The organism is Agitococcus lubricus (assembly GCF_003051055.1).
GTDB classification, from domain to species: Bacteria; Pseudomonadota; Gammaproteobacteria; order Pseudomonadales; family Moraxellaceae; genus Agitococcus; species Agitococcus lubricus.
In genome coordinates this window covers 1-13,020 of sequence record NZ_QAON01000012.1, presented here as the reverse complement: position 1 = coordinate 13,020, position 13,020 = coordinate 1, and the positions used below count along the sequence as shown (strand labels likewise).

Here is a 13,020-nt window from a genome sequence, read left to right as displayed (position 1 = left end):
TGACATGCTTCTTGGAATCTTATATTTATACGCAAACTTAGACTGCAGAACCTCCCTACCTGAGTAGGGTTTATACTTTATGTTGCTGACTCAATACCAGTTCGAGACGATTTCGTACACCAAAAATAGATAAAATCGCGGTTACATGCTCTTTAACGGTATGCTCACTAATGGCTAATACACGGGCAATTTGTTTATTGGATAGTCCTGCCAGCAATGCATCAAAAACACTGCGTTGACGCTCTGTGAGCATGTCCACATAGGCTGTACTTTCTGCTTCAATGTCGTCAAAGACCTTTTCTCCCGCTTGAATACGCTTAAAACCCTCTAAGATATGATTCACGTCGGCATTTTTTAATAATAACCCGCGTGCACCACGATTTTTAGCTTGCTGAACTGCCCCTAACTCAGGTGCTGCCGAAATCAAAATGACCCGTGACATATACGGTGCCAAGAGCTCTAACATCGCTAAAAAGCCCATATCTGGTAGGTGCATATCTAAAAAAATATAATCCGCACCTGCTGCCAACGCTAAAACATCTACCGCCGAGTGACGCGCCTCAATATCTACAGGGCTATAATAGGCTTGTAAGAGACTTTTTAAGCCTGCACAAGTCATCGGATGGTCATCAATAATCAAAAGTCGCATGGTCTTATTCGCTTATTCAGGCATTGTTCTAAATAATGTCTGTGGATAGTGTGATGTGGCTTGTCTAAGAGACTGGTCGTTGTGCTTAGTCAATACACTCACACCGTATCTACCCTATCTAGTATAAAAAAGAGAATTACTAAATGACTCCCCTCTAACGGGGGGATAATTAGCGTACCAAGCCTGCCAAAGTTTGTACTAACAAATCAGGCGCAACGGGCTTAGACAATAACAATAAACCCTCTTGCTCGGCACGCTGATGTGTTTCTGCTAATAATTCACCCGATACCAATACGCCTCGGCTATTGGGCCACCAATCTAACCATTCACTTAACCATTGAATGCCATCCCACTCACTGGGCAATCGTATATCCGATAGAATTAAATCTGGTCTTAACTCAGGCTTCACCTGACGCGGGTCAGTATAATGGTAGACATTCAGCCCCCAATCTTTAGCCCATGTCATCAAGGCTTGTGCCGACATCGGGTCATCTTCAACCAATAATAAGACTTTACCTTCTAGACTTTTACCTATCACTCTCAAATCCATTTTATGGCTGACTATTTTAGGCGGTATCTCAACCAAGCTGACTGGTAAACTGACACTAAAACAACTGCCTTTATCCAACGTTGAAGTTAATATCACCCGTCCACCTAAGAGCTGCACCGCCTCTTGCACAATACTTAACCCTAAACCAATGCCTTTGGCGCGGTCACGGGTCGGATTATGTAATTGAATATACGGCTTAAATATGTGTTGTTGTTGTTCGATGGGAATACCCATCGCTTGGTCATAGACACGAATATTCAGTTGGCCGTGTTGATACTTGAAGGTAACTAATACTTTATGTCGAGCACTGGAAAACTTAATCGCATTTCCCAATAAATTATCTAAAATACGGGTTAGCAAACCACTGTCTATCATCACGGCTTTATTTAACAACAACTTAGATATATGTATTTTAAGCTGAATGCCTTGCTGTTGTGCACTTTGCTGTTGCGCGCTTAATAAACGATAGACAAACTCAGCAAGTGGTACAGTTGAGCTATTTAATTGATAAACCCCGCCTTCTAAACGCGACAAATCCATTAAATTATTAAACTGGTCTGCCAAGGCCTGTCCTGCCTCCAACATGCGTTGAATCAATTCTGCATTTTCGCCCGTCGGTAAGCGTAATTTGAGCGCATGACCTAACAACATTAACGCATGCACAGGTTGACGCAAATCATGGCTGGCCGCCGCTAAAAAGGCCGATTTTTCTAAATTCGCTTGTTTGGCGTTAGCAACTTCTAAGGCTTGTTGTGCTAGTAATTGTTCTTTTTCTATATTAAGAAGCAAATTGGCGACAATAATTTTATTACGTTCCCATGCCATACGTAAAATAACGGCATGAAAAATCAGAAAAAGAAATATCAGTTGGCCATAAAAATCGGGGTACACAACAGGAAACCGTGCAACAAAAAATGTCAATGCAAAGATTGACCCCACTAACAAATGTGCTAAACCAAAAATTGCGATTGAACTTGCACCCGCACAAACCCCCAAGTAAATCATCGTAATAATCAGGTTGTGGTCGAGCTGTTGTGGCAAGAGCAATACGCTGCTATTTCCCCACAACAAACCAACCACGGCACTGTAGGCAAAACCACCATACTCTGCCCGTCTTAAGCCTACTAAATCCAACTGTTGAATACGCTGAGCACTAAAATAAGTCTTAAAACCTAAACCTAAGAGCATGACAAGGATGGCAGCTATCACCCATAGCGTCATCGTTTGTTGATTGAGTAGAGGGTATTGTCCAAAAGCAATTGCCAATACAGCCAGTACTAAGGATAAATAAGGGCGTGTTTGTTCGATGCCTATCGTCAACATCTCTCGACAAAAAGAGAGTTGATAACTGTGATGATTAAATAGCTTCAGTTTCACAAACAAGCCCTCTGACTTATCTAATGATAAAACCAATAGGCAATCAAAATCGCCACCACGACACTGGCAAAATCGGCTAATAAACCACAGGCCAAGGCATAACGCTCATAACGAATACCGACCGCGCCAAAGTAAACCGCCAAAACATAAAAGGTCGTTTCACTAGACCCTTGTATAATCGCGGCAATCAAAGCGGGGAACGAATCCACACCATAAGTTTGCATGGTTTCTAGCATCATGGCACGTGCGCCGCTACCCGAAAAGGACTTCATAATGGCAGTAGTTAAGGCAGGTACAAAGTCGGTATTCAGTCCTAACCACGAAAAACCCATCGCTAAAACCGATAAAAACGCATCTAATACCCCACTGGCTCGTAGCATTGCTATGGCGACTAACATCGCCACCAAAAAAGGTATCAAATTGACTGCCAACTCAAAGCCCTGTTTTGCCCCTGTAATAAAGGCATCATAGAGCGGTACTTGCTTACGCCAACCTGCTAATAAAAACAGCACTATCACCGCAAAAATAGCTAAATTGCCAATTAAAGCCGAGCGTTCACTTAAGGCCGTAGGTGGCAAACCGACAACCAAACTAATGAGCACAGCCATAAATAAGGCAAAAGCGGCGGCATAAGCCAAAACAACGCGGTCAAAAAGTTTTAACTTTTGAATCCATGCAACAGTCAATAAACCGACTAAGGTCGAGGCCGCCGTGGTGAGCAAAATAGGTAAAAATACACTGGCAGGCTCAGCAGCGCCCATTTGCGCACGGTACACAAACACACTGACAGGAATTAAGGTAATTGAAGAAGTATTGATGACCAAAAATAAGATTTGTGCATTGGTGGCTACTTCGGGGTTAGGGTTTAGCGTCTGTAAATCACGCATCGCTTTGAGTCCCATCGGTGTAGCTGCGTTATCTAACCCTAACATATTAGCCGCCATATTTAAGGTCACCGAACCAATGGCAGGATGCCCTTTGGGAACTTCTGGCATCAAACGTTGAAATAGCGGGGTTAATACCCAAGCCAACCTATCGGTCAAACCACTTTTTTCAGCAATCTGAAAAAGCCCCAACCAAAAACATAAAACCCCCACTAAGCCTAAAGAAATCTCAACAGCACTCTTGGCTGTCTTAAAACAGGCTTCTACGGTGGCAGCTAAGACTTCGGGATGACCATTGATGGCCTGATAAATACAACTAAAAAAAGCCAGTAAAAAAAGTGCTGGCCATACACGATTCAACATAATAAATGCCGCCTAAGAATTAGCTTCTGCGAAAGACGACAAGTGTATCGTGTCCATGCACGCAGGCAACTTAAACTTTAGGCCAAGTTGCTAAGATAAAATGCGACTCACAACCTCTTGTCAGACAGATGACATTACAATTACAAGATAAATAATTTTGTCAACGCCATAAAGACGTTTAATTCAGCAAAAAACAGAGTTCACACACTTAATTGCTGACTAATTCAACAATTTATTCGTACTTCCTTTTTCAAAAAGTTTTCCACAAAATCTGTGGATAAGTCTGTGGATAACTCAGGTAGGCACACAGGCAAAGCTATAAGTATCAAGGGCTGCGCTCAAATTGTATATTTTTTACTCAATAAAAAAATATTTATTAAAATCAATAACTTAATTTTTACAATACTGTCACAATCAATTTTTTTATAAAAAAACGCTTGACTTGCGTAATGCTTAAACAGCCTTTTTAATATGTATATTTTTTAATCAAATAGCATCAAAAATTATGTCTAAATTTTAAAAAATATTGACATAAAAAAACTTGTCTATATTAAAGAACTTAGGCGAAAATAGGCGAAAATAAATCATAAAGACCTAAACGATGATGACCAAAGGATTACCACTGTTCAGCCTACTATTACTCGCCTGCACCCATGTGGAGGCAGGTAATATTTATAAATTTCGTGATGCTGACGGTAACATCTTATTTACGAATGTGGTCGATAGTCACAAGCGTCCGCGGGGTGAAGACTTTAACCGTTATACCAAACTAGAAAAAGTCACTTGGTTTGCAGATACGAATGTTCATAAATATACGAATTGGGGCAGTGACGAACGCGCAGTTCGCCCTAGCTTTAGCAAAAACCGCGATGCGTTTGACAGTATTATCGCTGATGCAGCCAATACGTATGGCGTCGATAAAGGTCTAGTCAAAGCCGTCATCCATACCGAGTCTGGTTTTAACCCAACCGCACGCTCTGGACCTGGCGCAAGAGGTTTGATGCAACTGATGCCCGCCACCGCCAGACGTTTTGATGTCGCGGATGTTTATGACCCTAAACAAAATATTCACGGTGGCACTAAATATTTGAGCTTTTTACTGAATCGTTTTCAAAATAATTTAGAACTTGCCCTCGCCGCTTACAACGCAGGCGAAGGCAACGTCGATAAATATAAAGGCATACCGCCTTTTGCCGAAACCCAAGATTATGTACGCCGTGTGATAAGTCGTTACAATAAATTATATGGTGGCAATGGCGAGCGTTTAAGTTTGAATTAGTCGTCTTTTAACTCCGCAAATAAGGCGATAAATTGTTCTGTCAATTTATGTTGTGGCGCTAAATACACTAAGGGCAAACTTTTTTGATGTGACTCCTTCATAATCACCGATGAAGGTAAATAAGTGGACATAATGGGCAAGCCTTCTTCTTTTAACTCTGATACCAACTGCGTAGGCAAAGAGGCGCGCGGTTGAAACTGGTTTACAATCACGCCTTCTACTTCTAAATCGGCATTATGGTCGGCACGCGTTTCACCCACGTTTTCCAACAAGGTGTATAAGGCACGTCGAGAAAAGGCATCACAATCAAACGGAATTAAACAACGCTCAGACGCAATTAAGGCCGATAAAGTATAAAAATTAAATGCAGGCGGCGTATCAATAAAAATATTGTCATATTGACGGCTAATTTCTTTTAAGGCGGCAGACAATTTATAGATTTTATGTTTACTTTGTAATAAATGTTCAATTTCACCTAATTCAGGATTAGATGGAATGACATGTAAATTCTCGAATGCCGTAGGATGCACGTACTCAGAGAGTGGTTTTTCTCGCCCTTTTAAGGAGAGGGTTTGAGCAAAAAACTGGCCAATATTTGGCTGCAATTCGGCTTTATCTGGCGCATACTCTGCAACCTCGCCCAATAAATATTGGCTGGCATTACATTGCGGGTCTAAATCTAGCACTAAGGTTTTTAAGCCTTTACTCGCACTCACTGCGGCTAAATTCACTGTAATACTGGATTTACCCACACCACCCTTTTGATTAAAAACCACACGACGCACGTTAATTCCCCTCATTTTAAGCTAATTACAAATTTTACATTTTCGTTGGCAGATGAAATTTTTATCTACTTCATACGGATGCCTGCTTATCATCACGGTATTGGCGACATATCCGTACACACAGCTCAAGCATCAATCACTCCGCCTATCGATTGTAACGATACCCTCACTAGACTTCACCTTTTTTCTGAAATGGATATCAGTCATTCCCTAGATATAGCGTTTGCTAAGCGCTGAATTTACTGGATGAAAAGACGCGCTAACCTATGCGCTTTGACTCTGTGCCCCAAATCAACATATTTACACATGGTAAGTTTGGGTTGCACTGAACGAGCACAACTGTGCTCATCCTACATGAACATGCAGATAACGTTTAATTTTTCTGTTTCATCACCTAAACCTCAGAAAAAATTAGATTTTTTACTCTAAAAATAGTTACGTCTTTTTACATTTATTCGTCGGAAAGACCAAAGATTAGAATACTTATTCTACAACATTGTCCTCTATAATCGCTGCAACACACAAATCACACACAAAAATTGTGGTTATAAAACAGTCTAATGTCGCCATCACATTAGGCTAATTTGCACACCAGCTGAGGGTTAAGACAATGAACTATTTCGTCACGGGTGGGACAGGTTTTATTGGTCGTTTTTTGGTTGAACGTTTACTCAAACGTGACAACGCCGTTATCTATTTACTCTGCCGAAAGTCTTCTCAAGGCAAATTTTTCGACTTAATGGATGAGTTAGGGGCAACAGAGCAACAACTGATTCCAATTTATGGCGATATTTCTCAACCTCTGTTAGTCAGCGATAGCGATTTAGCCAAACTTAAAGGCACCATTGACCATGTGTTTCATTTAGCCGCAATTTATGACATGAACATGTCCGAAGCCGAAGGTGAAGCCATCAATAATGAAGGCACGCGTCATGTTGTCAACTTTTGTAATCAACTGGGCGGTGATGTGCGTTTACATCACATGAGCTCAATTGCCGTTGCAGGCACAGAGTGGGAAGGCGTCTTCAATGAGTCCATGTTTGATGAAGGCCAGCGTTTTAGCCATCCTTATTATCGGAGTAAATTTATATCCGAAAAAATTGTCCGCGAAGAGTCTACAGTGCCTTATCGAATTTATAGACCGGGGATGGTTGTTGGTGATTCCAACACAGGCGTGATGGATAAAATTGATGGCCCATACTATTTCTTCAAAATGTTACAACGTTTACGTGACCATGTGCCTAAATGGTTACCTTTGTTAGGCATCACAGGCGGACAAATGCCTTTATGCCCCGTCAATTATGTGGCTGATGCGACTGACTATATTGCCCATAAAACAGGCCTAGATGGCCGTGCTTTTTGTTTAGTACAGCACCCTGCTCCTACCGTGGGTGAGTTCATGCAAATTATGTTACAAGCGGCTCATGGTCCTGAGTTTGCTAAAAGTTTTGACTTACCTGATATTAAAGTTCCTCATAAAGCCAAAGCACTGTTTGATAAATTTGCCGTTAGCGACTTAGCCCATACTATTTCTAAGGCGATTGGCGCGCCTGTTTCTACATTAACCTATGCTTTTAACAAGTTTGAATTTGACGATAAACAAGCACGTCATGCACTCAAAGGCAGTGATATTGAATGCCCTCGCTTAGAAAGCTATGCCGACAAATTATGGGACTATTGGGAGTGGTATTTAGATAGTAGTGCGTTTATGGCCTCTAAAGCACTCAAAGTCGTCAAAGGGAAAACCGTGTTAATTACAGGTGCATCCAGTGGTATCGGTTTGACTGTCGCCAAAAAGTTGGCAAAATCTGGCGCACATGTTCTTTTAGTCGCTCGCGGTATTGAAAAACTCGAACAAACCGCAGACATGATTCGTAAAATCGGGGGTACCGCCTTTGTTTACCCATGTGACCTTACAAATATGGAAGCGATTGACCAGCTTGCCGAGCAAGTGCTCGCAGAACATGGTCATATTGATATCTTAATCAATAATGCAGGCCGCTCCATTCGTCGTGCCGTAGTCGAATCTTTTGACCGTTTTCACGATTTTGAACGCACGATGCAACTAAATTACTTTGGTGCTATTCGTTTAATTATGCGGTTATTGCCCTCTATGCAAGCCGCACGCAAAGGGCAAATTATCAATATTTCATCAATTGGTTGTTTGGCCAATGCACCACGTTTCTCGGCCTATGTAGCCAGTAAAGCCGCTTTAGATGCATTTACCCGTTGTTTGTCGGCAGAAGTGCGTCAATACAATATCGAAACAACCGCTATTTATATGCCCTTGGTACGCACGCCAATGATTGCACCGACCAAAATGTATGACTATGTACCGACTTACACGCCAGACCAAGCCGCTAATTTAATTATTAAGGCCATCGTCAGCAAACCTAAACGGATTAAAACACCACTTGGGCAAACCGCAGAGCTATCTTATGCCATTTGGCCAAAGATTAACGATGCCATTTTGAGTTTAGGCTTTAAGCTCTTCCCTTCCTCTGCGGCAGCACGAGGGGTACGTGAAGAAAAACCGTCAGCCGCCGCGATTGTCTTAGCCAATGTCTTACAAGGACAACATTGGTAATTATTAAGACTCCTCCTGTGTCACAGGAGGAGTTTACAAGCCTAGCTCAACAGACCTAAGGGGGATTTAGTCACTGCAACACTGATAATAAACCCATATACCGCCATTGCTAGTACGATAAAGACTAAACGCTGGCCTTGTGTTTTCGCTTTTTTCAGCGCAACTAGTCCCAAACCAATATAAACAACCAAGAGTGTCAGTTTTACATGTACCCACACTGGAAATTGATTAGACAACACTAAGAGCGTCATCGCTGAAAATAACAGTACCGTATCAATGATATGTGGGCTAATACGCACCCATTTGGCTTGTAACTGAGGGGATTGTTGTAATGCCCACACACTACGTACCATAAAAAATAAACCACTCAAGACAACCGCCAGCAAATGCAAATGTTTTACTAACATGTAAGTATTCATGTCTAACCTCCCTTTTTATGCTGGCACGCTGGGCTTGCAGGTGCTTGCTCAATAGCTGCCCATTCTTCGGGGGTATAGGTATGTAAGGCAAGCGCATGCAAGCCTTTAGCCATCTCATCTTGTAATAAGGCATAAACCGCCTGATGCCTTTGTACTGCGCGTTTGCCAACAAAATCTGTACTGACAATCACACACTTAAAATGAGTCTCTGCATTGGGGGCACTGCGATGATTATGGGATTCATTAATCACGTCTAAATGACTAATGGCAAAAGCCTGCGTTAAGCGTTGGCTAATCAATTGTTGTCGTTGCATCTGTCGCTCACTCATATCATGTTTTTTTCAGTTTAACACAAAATAAATTTGCACTTTGTCTAAACATAGTCTATACCATTCAATATGGCACTATAGTACCAAATAATAATAACGCTTAAGAACACAATATATTCTATTTGGTGTGCTAAGCACTTTACGTTGAGGAGCGAATTTTTATGTCCATTATCGTCACCGCCAAAACGCCAGACAGCATTCGTTATTTTCCAGATGCCGATGACATTGCCAGCAAACTCAATGAAGATAACATCCAAGATATTGTAGAAATTTTTCATAGCCCTATTACAGGCAGCTATAACTGGGATTACAGCTCGGTAGATGGTCGTATTCGCAAACTTTATCGACTCGGTAAAGAGTTAAACTGGAATCAGGAGTTTGACCTTGATTGGTCACAAAACTATTCTCAAGAACAATACCCTTCCGACCCCTCTTTTAATCCTTTTGCCGGTTATGCCCCATTTGAAGCCATGTCTGACGCCGAAAAACTACGTTTTGCGTGGCACTATCAAGCATGGACCTTATCGCAGTTTTTGCATGGAGAACAAGGGGCGTTATTAGTTGCCTCACAACTCGTTTCCTGTGCACCAACCTTTGATGCCAAACTCTATGCATCTTCACAAACCTTTGATGAAGCACGACATGTAGAGACGTTTAACCGTTATTTACAAGAAAAACTACAGATGATGTATAGCATCACACCGCATCTTAAACTGTTACTCGACAAAATTTTAGCAGACTCCCGCTGGGACTTAAAATTTATCGGCATGCAAATTGTCATTGAGGGATTAGCATTAGCCGCATTTAATACCATGCGTATGACCTGTCTTGACCCGTTACTCAAAGAAATTATTTATCTAGTGACGCGTGATGAGGCACGGCATGTGACCTTTGGAGTCAACTACTTAGAGTATATTGTTAAACATCTTTCTCAAGAAGAAATTGAAGAACGTGCTCAATTTGCTTATGAAGCCTGTGTAGTCATGCGTGAGCGTCTAATTGCCAGCGAAGTATTTGCAGAATTTGGTTGGGATGTAGAGGCAGGTCGTCGGCACATGCTAGACTCTAGTGTGATGCAATACTTTAATAAGTTTTTGTTTACCCGCATCATTCCTAATTTAGGGCGTATTGGTTTGTTGACTGAGACCGTCAGACCTAAGTTTGAAGCACTCGGTATTTTAGAATATGAAAATTTAGTCAGTGACGGTGAGATTGATTGGGTCAGTTTAAGTGAACCATTATATAACGACCCACAGCCACAAAAGGCAGCATGAACTAAGGTTGGGAGAAGCGAGCTTCTCCCATATTCGATTCATATACGATGTTTATTGAACCATATAGTCAACACCGTTTTTAATCTCTTCGTCTGAACAAGCGGCACAACCCCCTTTAGCAGGCATTGAATTAAAACCTTTTATCGCATGCTCATATAAAGTAGCCTTACCTTTTGCTTTACGCGGTGCCCAGTCTGCGGTACCGTATTTAGGCGCACCCATCACGCCTGCACCATGACAGCCTGCACAAACTGCTGTATAAATTTGCTCACCAGAACGGGGAGCTGCACCAGGTGCTGGCGCACCTGCTGCCACAGGCACTTTGACTGCACATTCTTTACCTTGTACACACACGCTTCCATAGGGCTTAATACGCTCAATGATAGAGGATTGGTCTTCTTTGGCAGACAAATTAGCCGACAAGCCTAAACCAATAATTGCAGCAAGCAGAGTTAGTTTTTTCACAGAACGCCTCACAAAGCATAGGACATTAGGTGACTACAATATCAACACATGTAGTCGAAATAAGACTTTAAATAAGTTGTCAAAAATCTTACGTAAGTTGATACAAACCTAATTTGTACGAACTTACTTACGAAATGAATCTCATTAATTGCACATCATTTCAAGCGGACAGAAGTATAACCGTAAATTCTATAAGGGCAAAGCATGCCATGCGTTTTAGAGTAGAATCGGCATGAGGACTAAGCCATACACCTTTAATCCATTTTTATTCGAAGGCTTATAGATAAAAATATCAGGCATAAAAAAACCCATGATTTTTCATGGGCTTTTTATTTATCTGGCGGAGAGAGAGTCCGCTTAAAATCCATCCAAAAACATCCAAAATAAAAAATTATCTTATAAAAAACAATATATTATAAACATAAAAAATCCATTAACGTCTGTTACAATTTATTTAAATCTACGAATAATTTGTGGGTATATTTGTAGGTAGAAACTTTGTAGGTAGAAGAAATGGCACTTAATAAACTAACAGCAACAACAGTGGCTAAATTAAACCAAGTAGGAATGTATGGTGACGGAGGGGGATTATGGTTGCAAATCAAGAACGGTGGTAAGAGTTGGATATTTAGATTTATGCTTAATGGCAAAGCTCGCTCAATGGGTCTAGGCTCCGTTGATGTCTGTACATTAGCAGAGGCACGAGCGAAAGCGCATGAGTATCGTAAAATCATCGCGCAAGGAATTGATCCAATTGAGCAAAAGGAAGAACAAGTACGTCGAAATATGTTACTTGCTGCTAAATCTATTACATTTACAGACTGTGCTATGCAATACATAGAAACACAACGGTCAGGCTGGAAAAATGCAAAGCATGCTAGCCAATGGACAAACACTATTGAAAAATATGCCATGCCTGTTTTTGGTAATTTATCTGTTTCTGATATTGATTTATCTTTAGTATTACGAGTTTTAGAGCCAATCTGGAACACTAAAAATGAAACGGCAAGTCGTCTAAGGGGACGTATAGAAGCAATACTTGATTGGGCAACTGTTAGAGGTTATAGACAAGGTAACAATCCAGCACGCTGGAAAGGTCATTTAGATGTAATACTTCCCTCACCTGACAAAGTACAAAATACAGAACATCACCCTGCCTTACCTTATCGTGATATGGCAAAATTTATGGCTGCATTACGTCAACGCAAAGGTATTTCATCTTTAGCATTACACTTCACTATTCTAACAGCAGCGCGCTCTGGTGAAGTAAGAGGTGCTGAATGGTCTGAAATAGATTTAGAATCTAAAATCTGGACTATCCCTGCAAATAGAATGAAAGCTGGTAAAGAACATCGTGTTCCGCTATCTAGCCAAGTTTGTGATCTTTTAAATTCAATTCCAAAATTTGAAAACTCAAATTATATTTTTCCTTCCGTCAAAGGTGATAAATTATCAGATGTTACTTTGCTGGCCGTGCTGCGTCGGATGGAACATAAAGACATTACCGTTCATGGATTTAGATCAACTTTTAAAGATTGGGCAGCTGAAACAACCTCCTTTCCTAGAGAAGTTATTGAACATGCTTTAGCTCATCAGCTTAAAGACAAAGCAGAAGCCGCTTATCAACGCGGTGATTTATTAGTCAAACGTTCTAAGTTAATGCAGGCTTGGTCTGATTATTGTGAGTTAACTGTATAACAAAGTCTTAACCCTTATCCCAAAAAAATTCAAATATATATTACTCACCTGAGTACATCACACTCATTTCTTCCAAACCTTATACAGCCTCATATCACGTCGGTGGTATGGGGCTTTATGCTTTTATAGGATTCATCATCATGACTATGCGTTGTCCATATTGTTTGTCGTATCAGGTCGATACTTTAAATAAGGCTAAAAAGACTGGCAGTGCTGTTGGTACGGTTGCAGGAGCAGCTAGTGGCGCATCTGCTTCATTTAACGGAGCAAGAGTTGGAGCATCTATTGGTGCAGTGGTTGGCCCTGTCGGTTCGGTGGTCGGTGGTTTTGCAGGAGCGTTATTAGGTGGCTTTCTTGGGGG

10 protein-coding genes and 2 pseudogenes are annotated in these 13,020 nt (G+C 41.2%); 5 read left to right on the top strand and 7 right to left on the bottom strand.

What is annotated here, in order from left to right; translation table 11 throughout:
* Positions 1–70: 70 nt before the first annotated feature.
* The 3 genes from C8N29_RS11700 to C8N29_RS11690 all read right to left on the bottom strand — a co-directional run bounded on the left by C8N29_RS11700 (position 71) and on the right by C8N29_RS11690 (position 3,823).
* Positions 71–649, bottom strand: coding sequence for a LuxR C-terminal-related transcriptional regulator (locus C8N29_RS11700; RefSeq protein WP_107866250.1), 579 nt, complete (start codon positions 647–649; stop codon positions 71–73).
* Between the two features lie 169 nt (positions 650–818).
* Positions 819–2,576: an ATP-binding response regulator gene (locus C8N29_RS11695; RefSeq protein WP_146164461.1), complete on the bottom strand. Its 1,758-nt coding sequence runs from the start codon at positions 2,574–2,576 to the stop codon at positions 819–821.
* Between the two features lie 20 nt (positions 2,577–2,596).
* Positions 2,597–3,823 (bottom strand): nucleoside recognition domain-containing protein, encoded by a 1,227-nt coding sequence (locus C8N29_RS11690; protein ID WP_107866248.1) that lies wholly within the window; start codon positions 3,821–3,823, stop codon positions 2,597–2,599.
* 601 nt (positions 3,824–4,424) lie between these two features.
* On the opposite strand from C8N29_RS11690, the pseudogene C8N29_RS17320 reads away from it, so the two are divergent.
* Positions 4,425–5,069 (top strand): annotated as a pseudogene (locus C8N29_RS17320) (lytic transglycosylase domain-containing protein); the annotation flags it as partial.
* A gap of 29 nt (positions 5,070–5,098) precedes the next feature.
* Here the strand turns inward: C8N29_RS17320 and C8N29_RS11680 are convergent.
* Positions 5,099–5,902: a ParA family protein gene (locus C8N29_RS11680; RefSeq protein WP_107866247.1), complete on the bottom strand. Its 804-nt coding sequence runs from the start codon at positions 5,900–5,902 to the stop codon at positions 5,099–5,101.
* Between the two features lie 595 nt (positions 5,903–6,497).
* Here C8N29_RS11680 and C8N29_RS11675 point away from each other — a divergent pair.
* Entirely contained in the window at positions 6,498–8,474 is a 1,977-nt protein-coding gene (locus C8N29_RS11675) for an SDR family oxidoreductase (RefSeq protein ID WP_107866246.1), read from the top strand.
* 41 nt (positions 8,475–8,515) lie between these two features.
* On the opposite strand, the gene C8N29_RS11670 is transcribed toward C8N29_RS11675, so the two are convergent.
* Positions 8,516–8,893, bottom strand: coding sequence for a SirB2 family protein (locus C8N29_RS11670; RefSeq protein WP_107866245.1), 378 nt, complete (start codon positions 8,891–8,893; stop codon positions 8,516–8,518).
* A gap of 2 nt (positions 8,894–8,895) precedes the next feature.
* Complete coding sequence (locus tag C8N29_RS11665; protein WP_107866244.1) at positions 8,896–9,207, bottom strand: BolA family protein; 312 nt, start codon at positions 9,205–9,207, stop codon at positions 8,896–8,898.
* A 176-nt stretch (positions 9,208–9,383) separates the two neighbouring features.
* Between C8N29_RS11665 and C8N29_RS11660 the strand changes: the two genes are divergently transcribed.
* On the top strand, positions 9,384–10,496 hold the full coding sequence (locus C8N29_RS11660; RefSeq protein ID WP_107866243.1) for a ferritin-like domain-containing protein: 1,113 nt from the start codon (positions 9,384–9,386) through the stop codon (positions 10,494–10,496).
* A gap of 51 nt (positions 10,497–10,547) precedes the next feature.
* On the opposite strand, the gene C8N29_RS11655 is transcribed toward C8N29_RS11660, so the two are convergent.
* The gene (locus C8N29_RS11655; protein WP_107866242.1) at positions 10,548–10,961 is read right to left on the bottom strand and encodes a c-type cytochrome; all 414 of its coding nucleotides are present in this window, start codon (positions 10,959–10,961) and stop codon (positions 10,548–10,550) included.
* A 513-nt stretch (positions 10,962–11,474) separates the two neighbouring features.
* Between C8N29_RS11655 and C8N29_RS11650 the strand changes: the two genes are divergently transcribed.
* Entirely contained in the window at positions 11,475–12,659 is a 1,185-nt protein-coding gene (locus tag C8N29_RS11650; protein ID WP_107866241.1) for a tyrosine-type recombinase/integrase, read from the top strand.
* Positions 12,660–12,799: 140 nt separating this feature from the next.
* Positions 12,800–13,020: pseudogene (locus C8N29_RS11645) on the top strand (hypothetical protein); the annotation flags it as partial.